This window comes from Methylobacterium brachiatum, from assembly GCF_900113845.1.
Classification (GTDB): Bacteria; Pseudomonadota; Alphaproteobacteria; order Rhizobiales; family Beijerinckiaceae; genus Methylobacterium; species Methylobacterium brachiatum.
The window spans coordinates 67,316-82,689 of sequence record NZ_FOQW01000014.1 but is presented as its reverse complement, the minus strand read 5'-3'; the positions used below and the strand labels follow the sequence as shown (position 1 = coordinate 82,689).

The following is a 15,374-nucleotide window of genomic DNA, read 5'->3' as shown; positions in this document are numbered from 1 at the left end:
TCGCGGTGGTTGCGGGGATGATGCAAGCGCCGTGCATTTTTGAGGCGGATCCCGCGAAGGCAGCGGCTTTTTCGGCGACCGGATCGGCGTTCCTGCGAAGAATTCGGCCCCGTCCCGCCGAAGAATCGGCCTTCATCCTGCCGGATTGACGGTATGGTCTCGCGGTCCGGATCCGCTTTAACCAACGATTGTGCCCTTGCCAGATGTGTTCGCTCAAGGCTTGCGCAGCGCCGGCTGGCTCGCCGGGCTGCCGGCGCTCGCGCTGATCTGGGCGAGCGCGACCCTCTACGCCGCCCCGCAGATCGCCGAGACCATCGAGGCTGCCGGGGCGCGCGTCGCCGCCGGCACCGCCACCACCACCGGCGAGCCCTGGCTGCGGCTGGAGGCGCGGGGGCGCGACCTGGCGGCGGAGGGCGAGGCGCCCGATGTCGGCGAGCGCGAGACCGTGCTGGCGAAGCTCGCCGCCCTGGAGGGGCCCCGGCGGATCGTCTCGGAGGTCGGGCTGGTTGAGACGGCCACGCCGTTCCAATGGGCGGCGATCCGCACCGGGACCACCCGGGTGGCGCTGGAGGGCAGCCGCCCGGTGGAGATCGGACGGCGGGCCCTGGAGGCGCGGATCACCGGGGCGCTGGCGCCTGGGACCTATCTCGACGACACCGCCCGGGCGGCGCGGGGCGCGCCCCCGGACTTCGCCAGCGCGGCGGCGTTCCTGGCGGCCCGGCTGTCGGGGCTCGCCAAGGGGGGGCGGGCGGCGGTGAGCGACACCGTGCTCAACCTGTCCGGCGAGGCCCTGGACGTGCCGGCCTACGAGGCGTTGCGGGCCGCCCTGGCGAACCCGCCCGCGGGGTTCAGCATCGGGCGGATCGAGATCGTGCCGCCCGCGGTGGCGCAGTTCCGGTTCGCGGTGGAGAAATCGGCCCGGGGGATCGTGCTCGACGGCTTCGCGCCCTCCGCGGCGGACCGGGAGACGGCCCTGCGCGCCGCCGCGGAGGCCGTGCCCGGCGGCACCGTGCAGGACCGGCTGCTCACCGCACGGGGGCTCGACCCGGCGATCGACCCGAAGGCCCTGATCGGCTTCGCGTTCAAGCTGGCCGAGCTGATCCAGGCGGGCACCGTCACCTTCGCGGAGGACACCATCGCGGTCACCGGCGACGCCATCGACGCCCAGGCGATTCCCGACGCCGCCGCGCTGATGCGCGAGGCCCGGCCCGCCGGGGTGAAGGCCGGGCGGGTGGCGCTCGCGGCCCGGCCGCTCTCGCCCTACCGGGTGGCGATCCGCCGGACCCCGGAGGCGGTGACGCTGACCGGCCACCTGCCCGACGACGCGACCCGGGAGCGGGTGCTCGCTGCCTTACGGCCGCGCCTGTTCCGCGAGCCGGTGGTGGACCGCACCCGGCTGGCCGACGGCGCCCCGCCGGATCTCGGCACGGCGCTGGCCGCGGCCGCCCCCCTGGTGGTGAACCTCGCCATCGGGGAAGTCACGGTGTCCGACCGGGCGCTGACGCTCACCGGCGAGAGCCTCTACCGCGAGGCCGCCGCCCGGCTGCCGGACAGGCTGGCCGAGGTGCTGCCCGCCGGCTGGACCGGGCAGGCCGCGGTTTCCGCGCGCCAGCCCGCCGAGACCCGCGACCCGGCCGCCTGCCGGGCCGAGGCCGCCGCGACGCTGGACCGGGCGTCCCTGCGCTTCCCGGCCGGCAGCGCGACGCTGGCGCCGGCCTTCTACCCGGTGCTCGATGCCCTGGCGGCCCTGGCCAAGGCCTGCCCGACCCTGCGCATCGCGGTCTCGGCCCCCGCCGACCCGGCCAAGCCGAAGCCGGCCCCGGGGGAGGGCGCCGCACCCACCGAGACCCCGCCGACCGCGATGGCCGCCCCGCACGAGGCGCCCGCCGCCACCGGCTCGGCCCCGAAGCCCAACCCCAAGCCCGATCCCCAGGAATCGTCCGCCAAGCCCGCCGCGAAGCTGCCTCCGGCGCCCGAGCCCCACGCCGCGGCGAAGAAGGCCGAGCCCGCCAAGCCCGCGGCCGCGAAACCCGCCGGCACCAAGACGCCCCCCACCCAAAAAGCCGAAAAAAAGCCGAAGGAGGCCGCCGACGAATCGCCCCTCGACCTGCCGCGCCTGCGCGCGCAGGCGGTCATCGAGTATCTGCTCCAGGCCGGCATGCGGCCGGACCAGGTCAGCGCCGGGCCGGACGCGCCGGCCGGCCCCATCGCCTTCGCGCTGCTGCCGTGAGGCCCGGGCCGCGCGCCCGCGCCGTTTTGGGTCTATGGTCGCCGCCCTCCCGTCATTGCGCGCGCAGCGAAGCAACTCAGGGCAGCGCACGATCGCGGAACGCGGCGGATCCCCGGGTCGCTGCGCTGCGCGCGCGATCACGGCGCGGGGTGACAGGCCGGGCCAAGCAAACGGAACCCGAAACGGAACCCGTATGAAACCGACACAGACCCTGATGCGTCCAGCGCCGCTCAGGATGAGGGCGCGGGTGGGACAGCACCGCCGAAGCGCCGCCAGGGAGGCCGGACGGTCGTGATGCTGCTGCTCACCGGATTCTGGCCGGGGCTCGCCGGGGCGGGGGCGCTCGGCCTGGTGGTCGGAGGGCTCGCCGGCTGGCCGGCCCGGCCGGCCGTGCCGCTGGCCCTGTGCGGGCTCGCGGCCCTGCTGGCGGCCGTGGCCCTGGCGGGGATCGTGCCGGGCCTGCTCGGCCTCTGGCTGGAGGGCGCCGGCCTGCTCCTGCCGGCCTATCTCCTGGGCTGCGCGCTCGGCGCCCTGGCGCGCCATCGGGTCGCCCGTCCCTAGGGCTGCGGCCCGCATCCAGACGGGAACCGATCCTCCCCCCGGCGACGTTGCTTCTGCGAGAATGGCCCCCGCGGCCTACAACCAGAAGAGGCGATCCGATGCCGAACCTGACGCGCTCCGCCCGCCGCTACGCCCTCCGCCTGCCGCGCCCCCGGGCCGGCGCCGCCGCCACCGGCCTGTTCCTGGCCGCCCTGGCGCTGTCCGCCGCGACGGTCCCGCTGGTCGAGCCGACCACCGCCAGCACCGCCCAGGCCTCGCTGGAACGCTGAGGCTCGGCGGGGGAGGGCGGGCCGGACATGCGACCGCCCGTCATGCCACCCCGACGTGCTCTCCTCCCCGGTGCGGGAGGGCGTTGGGGTGAGGGAGGCGACGTTTCCGGAAGACCCTGTCTCTCTCCCGCACGGGAGGGGGGATCCGCGCCGCATCCGCCAAGGGATGAAGCAGCGCGCCCCACGACGGCACATCACCCGCTGCAACCCCCATCCCCCACCCGCCGTTGTCACGCCGGGCGGCGTCCGCCCCGGAGGGATGCGCATGGGTTTGCTCGAATCGGCGATCGGCGGCGTGCTCGGTCAGGTGTTCGGCGGCCAGAAGCAGGGATCCGGGGGGATGTCGCCCCTGGTGAAGGCCCTGCTGATGCTTCTGCTGGCCAAGGGCGCGAGCGGCGGCTTCGGCGACATCTTCGGGCAGGGACGCGGGCGTGAGCCCGGCCCCGAGGCCGACCGGTCCGGCGGCGCCGGCCCCTACGGGCGCGATCCGGGGCACCACCCGGCCGATGCCGGCGGGCGCGGCGATCCGGGCGATATCGGCGGCTGGGACCAGTCCGGCCAGCGCCGCGAGGCCGGCCCGTCCGACCCGACCCTGCCGCCCGGCGATTTCTCGGACCTGTCCGGCATGCTCGACGGCCCGGGCGAGCCCGGCCCGGCCCAGAGCCGCGCCGCCCCCGAGCGCCAGAACGATCCGGGGGCGGGCGATCTCGGCGGCCTCGACGGCCTGGTCGACCGGTTCCGCCAGGGGGGCCTCGGCGACGTGATCGAATCCTGGATCGGCCCTGGCAGCAACCGCCCCGTGGCCCCGGCCCAGCTCGCCCAGGCGCTGGGCCCCGACACGCTCGACACCCTCCAGAGCCAGACCGGCATGGACCGCGAGGCGCTGCTCTCGCAACTGGCCCAGGCCCTGCCGGAGGTGGTGCACGCGCTCACGCCTCAGGGACGGTTGCCGGGGGCTGAGGAGCGGCGGGGGTGGTGAACCGCGGCGTCCAAGCACCGTAACTCAAAGGCTGCAAGCTCTTCGATCTGGTATCTTGATCGAATAGCAAGTCTTACCAGTAGACTTCGTCGACTCTCCCTCATCCCGAGGTGCTGCGCAGCAGCCTCGAAGGAGCCCTCCAGAGGTCACAGTAGATCCCTGGAGGGCTCCTTCGGAGCCTCCGCTACGCTTCGGCACCTCAGGATGAGGGGTAGGGCAGGAGCATTGTTCAACGTCTTTGCTGCGTGCTCGGCAGTCATTGTCCTGCAAGAGACGCATCGCCCATCAGGATTTCCAAGGGTAAGCGGTCAGGAACCGCAAATGGGTGTTGTTCGTGACTTCCCAAACGCTGCGAAGCGACATGACGCGTCGATCCGGCGCTTCCACGGGTCCTTCGAACACGCGACGCGGTAGACCGAGCGGAAGCACCACGGCACGCCCCGGCCAATGATCGACCGCGTGTTTCACCAGATCACCGGCGAGCCGTTCCGGCTCCGCCGCCGCATACCCGAAGGCCAGCAGATACTTGGCTTTCGATGCGCCATCCGTGTGCGCCGGATTGAGCAGGTAGCTGACGATCTTGGGCCACGCGACGGTCCAGACGATCGCTTCGACGTCGTCGGTCACACCGGCGCGCGCTCGACCAGTCTGATGTCCCCGGGCCGAACCGTCGCCAGCGCGCCGACAGGTGTCGGAAACTCGACCACGTAGGCCTCACCGCCGCGATAGACGCTGACGATCGTCCCTTCCGTGCCGGGCGCCAGCACATCGCCGTCATCGCTGGTCGCAGCCGTCATCAACGCGACCCGGTCGAGATCCCGCAGATCCGACCGCGCTGCGTCCTGCCGAAACTGGTAGGCGAATTCCAGCGTCATGGCGGCATGATAGGCGCGCGCCGGGATTGCGCAACCGCCCCGTTTCCGAAGATCAGGCTGAAGGCTATTAGGCTCCTGAAAGCCTCTTTACACCGATGTTTCCCACCCGCGCCCTCATTAGGTGGAGCGTTGGACGCGCGCCGCCTAACAGTCTTCCACGATCAGCACATCAGACCGTGGCTTGCGAAAGATGGAAAAAGTCTTCGCCTGTCAGGCGACCCGCCGCATCACCAAGCTGGCATTCGTCCCGCCAAACCCGAACGAATTCGACAGCACCACGTCCACTTGCTTGCGCTTCGCCTCGAACGGCACGAGGTCGATCTTGGTCTGGACGGAGGGGTTGTCGAGGTTGAGGGTCGGCGGGATCACGCCGTCGCGCAGGACGAGGATCGAAAAGATCGCCTCGACCGAGCCGGCGGCGCCGAGCAGGTGGCCGATCGAGCTCTTGGTCGACGACATGGTCGCGTTGGCGGCGGCGTCGCCCAGCAGGCGCTCCACGGCCTTCAGCTCCAGCTCGTCGCCCATGGGCGTCGAGGTGCCGTGGGCGTTGATGTAGCCGATCTCGGCCGGGGAGATGCCGGCGCGCTTCACCGCGGCGCTCATGCAGCGGAAGGCGCCGTCGCCGTCCGGGGACGGGGAGGTGATGTGGTAGGCGTCGCCCGAGAGGCCGTAGCCGACCACCTCGGCGTAGATCTTGGCGCCGCGGGCCTTGGCGTGCTCGTATTCCTCGAGCACGACGATGCCGGCACCCTCGCCCATGAGGAAGCCGTCGCGGTCGCGGTCGTAGGGGCGGGAGGCCTTTTCCGGGGTGTCGTTGAAGCCGGTGGTCAGCGCCCGGCAGGCGGAGAAGCCGGCGATCGAGAGGCGGTTGACCGGCGATTCGGCCCCGCCCGCCACCATCACGTCGGCATCGCCCAGCGCCACGAGGCGGCTCGCATCGCCGATGGCGTGGGCGCCGGTGGAGCAGGCCGTGACCACGGCGTTGTTCGGGCCCTTGAGCCCGTAGGCGATCGAGACCTGGCCGGAGGCGAGGTTGATGATCCGGCCCGGGATGAAGAACGGCGAGATCCGGCGCGGGCCCTTCTCGTGAAGGGTGACCGAGGCGTCGTAGATGCCGCCGATGCCGCCGATGCCGGAGCCGATCAGCACGCCGGTGGCGCACTGGTCCTCGTGGCTCTTAGGCAGCCAGTTCGCGTCCTTCAGGGCCTCGTCGGCCGCCGCCATCGCGTAGACGATGAACGGATCGACCTTGCGCTGCTCCTTGGGCTCCATCACCGCGTCGGGGTTGAAGGTGCCGCCGGTGCCGTCGCCGAACGGGACCTGGGCGGCGACCCGGCAGGGCAGGTCGGCGGATTCAAAGCCCCGGATCGGGCCGGCGCCGCTGTCGCCCGCGATCAGCCGGCTCCAGGTGTGCTGCACCCCGCTGCCGAGCGGCGTGACCATCCCCAGACCCGTGACCACCACCCGCCGCATGCTACCTGTCCCGTCTCAAGACCGTCTTGGGAAGCGCGCCCCGCCGCCATCGACGCCGGCTTGCCACCGGAGCGCATCTTGAACAACCGATTGCGGCCGGATCCGTGCCCGCCCGACCGCGAAACGCAGAACGGCGCGGGGGCTGCTTCGCCTCACCCGCGCCGCGTGAAACCGAATCCGGCGCCTCAGGCGGCCGAGTTCTTCTCCAGGAACTTCACCGCGTCGCCGACCGTCTGGATGGTCTCGGCGGCGTCGTCCGGGATCTCGACGTTGAATTCCTCCTCGAAGGCCATGACCAGCTCGACCGTGTCGAGGCTGTCGGCACCGAGGTCGTCGATGAAGTTGGCGCTCTCGACCACCTTCTCGGGCTCGACGCCCAGGTGCTCGACGACGATCTTCTTCACGCGCTCAGCGATATCGCTCATCGGTCTTCCGTCCTCGTCCTTTTGGTCTGTCAGTCGTCTCGGGGTGGTGCCGTGGCCGCGCCGCGCCCCTTCGGGCTTGTTGGCGGGCCGGTGTCGATCGCGCGTGTTTCGAGGTGAACCGGGACGGCCCCGCCGGGGGGCCTTGGACTGAAAACCCGCTGAACCGTCAACCCCCTGTACGGCTGCGGGGCGTGGTAGCACAGGGTTCCCGCCCTGGCGAGAGCCGTTCAGATTCCCTTCACGGGTGTGGCACGCGCGTGTCGGACGGGGGTGTCGGGGCCTAGAACATCGCCATGCCGCCGTTCACGTGCAGGGTGTGGCCGGTGACGTAGGCGGCCTCCGCCGACGACAGGTAGATGCAGGCGGCGGCGACCTCCGCGCCCTCGCCGAGCCGCCCGGCCGGCACCCGGGCCAGGATGCCCTCGCGCTGCTTCTCGTTGAGCGCGTCGGTCATGGGCGAGCTGATGAAGCCTGGCGCGATGCAGTTGACCGTGATCCCGCGCGAGGCGACCTCGGCGGCGAGCGCCTTGGTCATGCCGACCAGCCCCGCCTTGGCGGCGGCGTAGTTGCCCTGGCCGGGATTGCCGGTCGAGCCCACCACCGAGCCGATATTGACGATCCGCCCGGAGCGGCGGCGCATCATGCCCTTCACGGCCGCCCGCGAGAGCCGGAAGGCCGCGGTGAGGTTGACGGCGAGCACCTGCTCCCACTCGTCGTCCTTCATCCGCATGAACAGGTTGTCCCGGGTGATGCCGGCATTGTTGACCAGGATGTCGAGGGGGCCGATCGCCGCCTCGGCGGCCGGGACCAGGCCCTCGACCGAATCCTTGTCGGAGAGGTCGGCCGCAACCGGGCTCGCCCGCTCGCCGAGTTCCGCCGCGAAGGCCTCGAGCGCCGCCGGCTTCGTGCCCGAGAGCGCCACCGTGGCGCCCTGGGCGTGCAAAGCCCGGGCGATCGCCTGGCCGAGGCCGCCGGTGGCGCCAGTCACGAGGGCTTTCCGGCCGGTGAGATCGAACATGCGGGTATCCCTTATACGTTAGAGCGCGAAGGCCGCCACGTCCGCGGGCGTACCGATCGCCGTGGCCCGCGCCTGGGGCGCGATGCGCTTGACCAGGCCGGTGAGCACCTTGCCGGCGCCGAGCTCGTAGAACTGGTCCACCCCCGCGCCCGCCATGGCGGCGACGCTCTCGCGCCAGCGCACGGTGCCGGTGACCTGCTCGACCAGGGCCGCCCGGATCGCCTCGGGCTCGGCCACCGGGGCGGCCGTGACGTTGGCGTAGAGCGTCACCCGGGGCGCCTTCAGGTCGACCTTGGCCAGGGCCGCCGCCATCGCGTCGGCGGCAGGCGCCATCAGCCGGCAATGGAACGGGGCGGAGACGTTGAGCATCACGGCGCGCTTGACCCCGCGCTCCGTGGCGATGCCGACCGCGCGCTCCACCGCCGCCCGGTCCCCCGACAGCACCACCTGGCCGCCACCATTGTCGTTGGCGACATCGCAGACCGCGCCGCCGGATTCGAGCGAGGCCGCCTCGGCGATGCCGCGCGCGGCCTCGACATCGGTGCCGATCAGGGCCGCCATCGCGCCGACGCCCGGGGCCACCGCCGCCTGCATGGCCTCGCCGCGCAGGCGCAGCAGCCGGGCCGCGTCCGCGATCGACAGGCTGCCGGCGGCCGCGAGCGCCGCGTATTCGCCGAGCGAATGCCCGGCCACGCAGGACACGTCCCGGGCGAGGTCCAGGCCGCGCTCGGCCTCGAGCACCCGCAGGGCCGCGAGGCTCGCCGCCATCAGCGCCGGCTGGGCGTTGGCCGTGAGGGTCAGCTCCTCCACCGGCCCCTCGGCCATCAGCCGCGACAGCGGCTGGGACAGGGCGTCGTCGACCTCGTCGAGCACGGCCTTCGCCTGGGGGAATTCCTCCGCCAGCCCCTTGGCCATGCCGACCGCCTGGCTGCCCTGGCCGGGAAAGATGAGTGCGCGCATGGTCGGTCCTGTCGCTCTCGTCTCGTCGCGGTCGCCGTGCGACACGCGGCCCCTGTCGGCCGGAATTCTGGATTGCGCGGCGCGCACTCGCACCCGAGGGCGCGAGTGTCAACAATGCGTCGCACAATCCGCGAGGCCCGCCGCCCCGGTCACCGCCCGCCAGACGCGCGCCGGGCGCAACCCGCTGTGCTTGTTGCACAACGGCATTCCGTGTAGAGTGGTGCCACACCCGACATCACCCGTCGCTTAAGCTGAGGAGCCGCCCCGCATGGCGCGCGTCACCGTCGAAGACTGCATCGAGAAGGTCGAGAACCGGTTCGAGCTGGTGCTGCTGGCGAGCCACCGGGCGCGCCTGCTGGCCGCGGGCGCCCCGCTCACCATCGACCGCGACCGCGACAAGAACCCGGTCGTGGCCCTGCGCGAGATCGGCGACGAGACGATCACGGCCGACGACCTCAAGGAGCAGCTGATCCACTCGATGCAGAAATACGTCGAGGTGGACGAGCCGGAGGCCGAGACCGTGCCCCTGCTGTCGAGCTCGCCGGCCGCCGCCGCCGTGGCCCCGCAATCCTCCAGCGATGATTCGGCGGTCCAGTTCGACCGCATGAGCGAGGAGGACCTGCTGCGCGGCCTCGAGAACCTCGCTCCGCCGGTCGAGACCGACGACGAGGGCGAGTAAGCCACCGAGCGAGCCGCACGACGTGGGTCTGGATGATCACGACTTGAACGAGACCGGACCCGGCGGAGACGCCGGGTTCTCTCGTTCGGACGGCGATACGGTCGCAACCGGCGCTTTTCCGCCGCCGGGGGCTGGCGCGGGCACGCCCGTTGCGGGAGAGTCGGACGTGACCCCGACCCCGCGCGCCATCCAGGAACCGACGACGGCCCGGCGGATGATGCGCCAGTACGAGCTCGTCGAGCGGGTCAAGCGGTACAACCCGGCCGCCGACGAGGCCTTGCTCAACCGGGCCTATGTCTACGCCATGCAGGCGCACGGCACGCAGAAGCGCGCCTCGGGCGATCCGTTCTTCGCCCATCCCCTCGAAGTCGCCGCGATCCTCACCGACCTGCATCTCGACGACGCCACCATCGTGGCCGCGGTCCTGCACGACACCGTGGAGGATACCGAGGCGACGCTGGAGGAGATCCGCCGGCTGTTCGGGCCGGAGATCGGCGCGCTGGTCGACGGCCTGACCAAGCTGAAGCGGCTCGACCTCGTCTCCAAGCAGGCCGCCCAGGGCGAGAATTTCCGCAAGCTGCTGCTTGCTGTCGCTGCGGATGTGCGCGTGCTGCTGGTCAAGCTGGCCGACCGCCTGCACAACATGCGCACGCTCCAGCACATGCGGGAGGACAAGCGCCACCGCATCGCCCAGGAGACCCTGGACATCTACGCGCCGCTCGCCGGCCGGATGGGCATGCAGGAGCTGCGCGAGGAGCTGGAGGACCTGGCCTTCCGCAACATCGAGCCGGAGGTCTACGCCACCATCACCCAGCGGCTCGCCCGCCTCACCGCCAAGTCCGAGCGGGTGGTCGAGACCATCGCGCAGGTGTTGACCGAAAAACTCTCCGCCCAGGGCATCACCGCCGAGGTCAGCGGCCGGCAGAAGCGGCCATTCTCGATCTGGTCGAAGATGGAGCGGAAGTCGGTCGCCTTCGAGCAGCTGTCCGACATCTTCGGCTTCCGGGTGATCGTGGATACGGTCCAGGATTGCTACGCCGCGCTGGGGATCGTCCATACCAGCTGGCCGATGGTGCCGGGCCGGTACAAGGACTACATCTCGACCCCGAAGCAGAACGATTACCGCTCGATCCACACCACGGTGATCGGGCCAAAGAGCCAGCGCGTCGAGTTGCAGATCCGCACCCGGGCGATGGACGACATCGCCGAGTACGGCATCGCTGCCCACGCCCATTACAAGGAGCTCGGGATCGATTCGGCCAAGGAGGCGGCCCGCGAGGGCAGCGTGCATCCCAAGCTCGCGGCCGAGAGCGGCGCCTATCAATGGCTGCGCCGGACCATCGAGCTCCTGGCCGAGGGCGACAGCCCGGAGGAGTTCCTGGAGCACACCAAGCTGGAGCTGTTCCAGGACCAGGTGTTCTGCTTCACCCCGAAGGGCCGGCTGATCGCCCTGCCGCGGGGGGCGACGCCGATCGACTTCGCCTACGCGGTGCACACCGATGTCGGCAACTCGGCGGTGGGCGCCAAGATCAACGGCCGGATGGCGCCGCTGCTGCACGAGCTCGCCAACGGCGACGAGGTCGAGATCAGCCGCTCGGACGGCGCCTCGCCGCCGGCCGCCTGGGAATCCCTGGTGGTGACCGGCAAGGCCCGGGCGGCGATCCGGCGGGCGACCCGGGCGGCGGTGCGGCGGCAATATGCCGGGCTCGGCCGCCAGATCCTGGACCGGGCCTTCGAGCGCGCCGCCAAAACCTTCTCCGAGGACAAGCTGCGGGGCGCCCTGCCGCGGCTCGCCCGGGCCACCACCGAGGACGTGTTCGCGGCGGTCGGGCGCGGCGAGATGTTCTCCGGCGACGTGGTGCGGGCGGTCTATCCCGACCATCGCGACGAGCGCCGGCCGTCCACGCCGCAGGGCGCGCTGAACGGCGCCGGCCGCCTCGTGCGCTCGGCCGACCAGACCATGCGGCTGACCTTCCCGGGCGCCGAGGGCAAGGCCGAGGACCGCAGCGACGCGATCCCGATCCGCGGCCTCACAGGCGACCTGCCGGTGACCTTCGCGCCGAACGGCGGCGCCGTCCCGGGCGATCGGATCGTCGGCATCCTGACCCCGGGCGTCGGTGTCACCGTCTACCCGATCCAGTCGGCGGCGCTCGCGGCCTTCGACAACGAGCCCGAGCGCTGGCTCGACGTCCGCTGGGACACCGAGGCCTCGGGCAGCGAGCGGTTCCCGGCCCGGCTGGCGCTGAAGTCGATCAACGAGCCCGGCGTGTTCGCCCAGATCGCCCAGGTGATCGCCGACCACGACGGCAATATCGACAACATCTCGATGAAGCGCCGCACCCAGGACTTCACCGACATCACCATCGACCTGTCGGTCTGGGATCTCCAGCACCTGACCGCGATCATTGCGGAGCTGCGCGGCAAGCGCCCGGTCAACAGCGTCGAGCGCGTGAACGGCTAGGGTGCCCGGCCGCCGGATCGGATCCCGGGACGGCGCCAGCCCGCCTGATCTTTAGGGCCCGGCAGCGAGGCGATCGGGCGCGCGCAAGATGACCGGTCGCTCGAACACGCAATAGACCTAAGGTTTATCGGATCAACTCAGGTCTTTCATCCCAAGGACGCGGCGCGATACGTCGCGATACGACTTTTTTCTCGACGTCCCAGGGAAACCGCGCTATCGGGAGCCGCATTCCTTCCGGTTGACTTGACAGGGATGTGTTTCGCCCGAATGGTTGAAACGCCCGGGCGACGGTCACCCCGGAAGGGGACCACGCTTTTCCGTCCCGGATTTCTTTCTATCTCGTCATTCGTTCACGACGATACGGCCTGGGTTTTCCGCCCGGATTTCGAGCAGCCGTTTCAGCACACGATTTCCGGCAACCCATATTCTTTCAGGATTCGACTCATCCATGGCAGCACCGCAGCGCAGCGCCCTCTTCATCGACGGCGCCAACCTCTACGCGACCACCAAAGCCCTCGGCTTCGATATTGACTACAAGAAGCTGCTCAAGGAATTTCAGGCTCGCGACAACCTGCTGCGCGCGTTCTACTACACCGCAATGATCGAGGATCAGGAATATTCCTCGATCCGGCCGCTGATCGATTGGCTGGATTACAACGGCTACCGCGTCGTGACCAAGCCCGTGAAGGAGTTCACGGACTCGATGGGCCGGCGCAAGTACAAGGGCAACATGGATATCGAGCTGGCGATCGACGCCCTCGAGCTCAGCCCGCATATCGACCACATGGTGCTGTTCTCCGGCGACGGCGATTTCCGCTCGCTGGTCGAGGCGATGCAGCGGCGCGGCGTCAAGGTGACGGTGATCTCCACCATCCAGACCCAGCCGGCGATGATCTCAGACGAGCTGCGGCGGCAGGCCGACGAGTTCGTGGATCTCGCGAGCCTCTCGAACCGCATCGGCCGCGAGCCGAGCGAGCGCCCGGTCCGGGCTGCCGGCGAGACCGCCAGCCGCTACCGCGGCGAAGCCCGCCCGAGCCCGGCCCTCGAGAACCGCTACGGCATCCGCCAGCCGGAATCCGAAGAGGGCTGAGACCGGGGCCAAACGTCAGGCGCCGCCGTCGAGCCAGTCGATCACCTGTTGCGCGCCGCGATCGGCGGGGAAGACCGGGTAGAACACCTGGCTGACGACGCCGTCGTCGATCACCAGGGTGAGGCGGCGCAGCAGCACCTGCCCGCCCGCCTCGAAGACCGGCAGGCGCGCGGCCATCGCGAAGGCCCGATGCGGATCGGCCAGCAGCGGGAAGGTGAGGCGCAGCCGCTCGGCCGCCTCCCGCTGGTAAGCGCTGGTCTGGGTCGAGAGGCCGTAGACCTGGGCGACGCCGCGCTCGCGCAGGGCGGCGTGGTGATCCCGGAAATCGCAGGCCTGCGGGGTGCAGCCCCGGGCGCCCGGAATCGCGTCCCAATCCGGCGTCAGGGCCGGCTGTCCCGGCTCGCCGGTGCGGGGGTAGGCATAAGCGACCGTGCGACCGGTCAGGCGCGCGAGCGACACGGTCGTGCCGTCGGTCGCCGTCAGCGCCACGTCGGGCAGCGTCATCCCGCGCAGGTGATCGGCAGCGCCGTCATCCACGGGGGCGGGGAGGTCGGCGGGCAAGGCGTCGGGACTGGGCTGCATGGGCGGCTCCTCGGATCGCGCGAGCCTAGAGCGCCGCGGGCCGAAGGTGAATCGCCAGTTTTGGACTTCGCCTTGTCAGTCATCGCGCGCGGAGCGACGTGAGCCCGGGGCAGCGCGACATCCGGAGATCGCGCGCTGCCCTGGGTTGCTTCACTGCGCTCGCAATGACGGAAGGGCCGTGAACCGATCTACCCCCGGTCCCGCAGCAGCCGCGCCCGGTCGCGCTGCCAGTCGCGCTCCTTGGCGGCCTCGCGCTTGTCGTGGGCCTGCTTGCCCTTGCCCAGGCCGAGCTCGATCTTCGCCCGGCCCTTGTCGTTGAAGTAGATCTTCAGCGGCACCACCGTATAGCCCTGGCGCTGGGTGGCGCCGATCAGCTTGTTGATCTGGCGGCGATGCAGCAGCAGGCGGCGCGGGCGCTTGGGCTCGTGGTTGAAGCGGTTCGCCTCCAGATATTCAGGGATATAGGCGTTGAACAGCATCAGGTCGGTGCCGGAGGGGCCGGCATAGGCCTCGCCGATCGTCGCCTTGCCGCCGCGCAGGGACTTCACCTCGGTGCCGGTCAGGGCGATGCCGGCCTCGAGCGTGTCCTCGATCGTGTAGTGGAAGCGCGCGGCACGGTTGTCGGCGACGACGCGCCGACTGGGCTCCGGTTTCGGGGCCATGTGTGTGTGACTCTCCTCAGCCTTCGAGCAGACCGGCGTGGCGCAAGGCCGCGTCGACGATCGCCCGGGTCGCGTTCGAGACCGGCACCAGCGGCAGGCGCAGGTCCTCGGTCATATGGCCGAGCTTGGCCAGCGCGTACTTGGTCGGGCCCGGATTGGCCTCGGCGAACAGCCCGCTCTGGAGCGGGAACAGCCGGTCCTGCAGGGCCAGCGCCTTGGCGTAGTCGCCGGCGAGCGAGGCCTCCTGCAGGTCGGCGCAGAGGCGCGGCGCCACGTTGGCCACCACCGAGATGCAGCCGTGGCCGCCCTGGGCATTGTAGCCGAGCGCCGTCGCATCTTCGCCCGAAAGCTGGAGGAAGTTCGCCCCCATGGCCTGTCGCTGCTGGCTGACGCGGTCGATCTTGGCGGTCGCGTCCTTCACGCCGGCGATGTTCTTCAATTCGAAGAGCCGGGCCATCGTCTCGACACTCATGTCGACGACGGAGCGCGGCGGGATGTTGTAGATGATGATCGGAATGCCGACCGCGTCGTTGACGGCCTTGAAGTGGGCGTAGAGTCCCTCTTGCGTCGGCTTGTTGTAATAGGGCGTGACCACCAGCACGGCGTCGGCGCCGGCCCGCTCGGCGTGGCGCGCCCGGGCCACCGCCTCGGCGGTGGAGTTGGAGCCCGCCCCCGCCACCACGGGCACGCGCCCGCCGGCCTCGTCGATGCAGGCCTCGACCACCCGGTCGTGCTCGGAATGGGTCAGGGTCGGGCTCTCGCCGGTGGTGCCGGTCGGCACGAGGCCGTGGCTGCCCTGCTCGATCTGCCAGCGTACGAATTTCCGGAACGCGGCCTCGTCGAAGGCGCCGTCGCGGAACGGCGTCACAAGCGCGGTGAGCGAGCCCCGCAGGCGGCTCCCGGTCATCTCGGTCATCTCAGGCGTCCCAAAGAGGCTCAGCTGGGGTCTCGGCGGATGGGCTGGTCCCGGCGCTCTCGGCGCCGTGCGTCCCGCGCGCCGTTCGGCCGCGGACGGGCAGACATAGGCGGTCGCGCCACGGTGCGCAAACAGATCGTGGCGAGGGTTTACGGGTTCTTAATGCCCCCGCGCCGATCTTCATTTCTTTCCAC

The 15,374-nt window shown here is 70.9% G+C and carries 16 protein-coding genes; 7 read left to right on the top strand and 9 right to left on the bottom strand.

Annotated features, from left to right (window positions below; all coding sequences use genetic code 11):
- Positions 1-190 precede the first annotated feature (190 nt).
- From BMZ47_RS19060 to BMZ47_RS19050, 4 genes are all read left to right on the top strand, one after another.
- A complete protein-coding gene (locus BMZ47_RS19060) occupies positions 191-2,230 on the top strand; it encodes a hypothetical protein (protein WP_244536866.1) in 2,040 nt (679 codons plus the stop codon).
- A 294-nt stretch (positions 2,231-2,524) separates the two neighbouring features.
- On the top strand, positions 2,525-2,791 hold the full coding sequence (locus tag BMZ47_RS19055) for a hypothetical protein (protein WP_208601070.1): 267 nt from the start codon (positions 2,525-2,527) through the stop codon (positions 2,789-2,791).
- A gap of 98 nt (positions 2,792-2,889) precedes the next feature.
- On the top strand, positions 2,890-3,060 hold the full coding sequence (locus BMZ47_RS28650) for a hypothetical protein (protein WP_007559075.1): 171 nt from the start codon (positions 2,890-2,892) through the stop codon (positions 3,058-3,060).
- A gap of 265 nt (positions 3,061-3,325) precedes the next feature.
- Complete coding sequence (locus BMZ47_RS19050; protein WP_091863800.1) at positions 3,326-4,039, top strand: YidB family protein; 714 nt, start codon at positions 3,326-3,328, stop codon at positions 4,037-4,039.
- Positions 4,040-4,324: 285 nt separating this feature from the next.
- Here the strand turns inward: BMZ47_RS19050 and BMZ47_RS19045 are convergent, their stop codons facing one another.
- The 6 genes from BMZ47_RS19045 to fabD all read right to left on the bottom strand — a co-directional run bounded on the left by BMZ47_RS19045 (position 4,325) and on the right by fabD (position 8,790).
- Positions 4,325-4,666: a DUF6883 domain-containing protein gene (locus BMZ47_RS19045; RefSeq protein ID WP_091863799.1), complete on the bottom strand. Its 342-nt coding sequence runs from the start codon at positions 4,664-4,666 to the stop codon at positions 4,325-4,327.
- Entirely contained in the window at positions 4,663-4,914 is a 252-nt protein-coding gene (locus BMZ47_RS19040; RefSeq protein WP_091863798.1) for a DUF4926 domain-containing protein, read from the bottom strand. The genes BMZ47_RS19045 and BMZ47_RS19040 overlap by 4 nt, the downstream gene beginning before the upstream one ends.
- Positions 4,915-5,124: 210 nt before the next feature.
- A complete protein-coding gene (gene fabF, locus BMZ47_RS19035) occupies positions 5,125-6,387 on the bottom strand; it encodes a beta-ketoacyl-ACP synthase II (protein ID WP_091863797.1) in 1,263 nt (420 codons plus the stop codon).
- A 185-nt stretch (positions 6,388-6,572) separates the two neighbouring features.
- Positions 6,573-6,812, bottom strand: coding sequence for an acyl carrier protein (locus tag BMZ47_RS19030; RefSeq protein WP_007559070.1), 240 nt, complete (start codon positions 6,810-6,812; stop codon positions 6,573-6,575).
- 280 nt (positions 6,813-7,092) lie between these two features.
- A complete protein-coding gene (gene fabG / locus BMZ47_RS19025; protein WP_007559069.1) occupies positions 7,093-7,830 on the bottom strand; it encodes a 3-oxoacyl-[acyl-carrier-protein] reductase in 738 nt (245 codons plus the stop codon).
- 18 nt (positions 7,831-7,848) lie between these two features.
- Complete coding sequence (fabD, locus tag BMZ47_RS19020; RefSeq protein ID WP_007559068.1) at positions 7,849-8,790, bottom strand: ACP S-malonyltransferase; 942 nt, start codon at positions 8,788-8,790, stop codon at positions 7,849-7,851.
- 268 nt (positions 8,791-9,058) lie between these two features.
- Between fabD and rpoZ the strand changes: the two genes are divergently transcribed.
- The 3 genes from rpoZ (at position 9,059) to BMZ47_RS19005 (ending at position 13,020) form a co-directional block, all read left to right on the top strand.
- A complete protein-coding gene (rpoZ, locus tag BMZ47_RS19015; protein WP_007559067.1) occupies positions 9,059-9,469 on the top strand; it encodes a DNA-directed RNA polymerase subunit omega in 411 nt (136 codons plus the stop codon).
- Between the two features lie 214 nt (positions 9,470-9,683).
- Positions 9,684-11,930: a RelA/SpoT family protein gene (locus BMZ47_RS19010; protein ID WP_091863856.1), complete on the top strand. Its 2,247-nt coding sequence runs from the start codon at positions 9,684-9,686 to the stop codon at positions 11,928-11,930.
- A gap of 448 nt (positions 11,931-12,378) precedes the next feature.
- The gene (locus tag BMZ47_RS19005) at positions 12,379-13,020 is read left to right on the top strand and encodes a LabA-like NYN domain-containing protein (protein ID WP_007559065.1); all 642 of its coding nucleotides are present in this window, start codon (positions 12,379-12,381) and stop codon (positions 13,018-13,020) included.
- 15 nt (positions 13,021-13,035) lie between these two features.
- Here BMZ47_RS19005 and BMZ47_RS19000 read toward each other — a convergent pair whose 3' ends face one another.
- From BMZ47_RS19000 to dapA, 3 genes are all read right to left on the bottom strand, one after another.
- Entirely contained in the window at positions 13,036-13,602 is a 567-nt protein-coding gene (locus BMZ47_RS19000; RefSeq protein ID WP_091863796.1) for a peroxiredoxin, read from the bottom strand.
- 188 nt (positions 13,603-13,790) lie between these two features.
- Positions 13,791-14,264, bottom strand: coding sequence for an SsrA-binding protein SmpB (gene smpB, locus BMZ47_RS18995; RefSeq protein ID WP_007559061.1), 474 nt, complete (start codon positions 14,262-14,264; stop codon positions 13,791-13,793).
- Between the two features lie 16 nt (positions 14,265-14,280).
- Positions 14,281-15,180, bottom strand: coding sequence for a 4-hydroxy-tetrahydrodipicolinate synthase (gene dapA / locus BMZ47_RS18990; protein WP_007559060.1), 900 nt, complete (start codon positions 15,178-15,180; stop codon positions 14,281-14,283).
- Positions 15,181-15,374 lie beyond the last annotated feature (194 nt).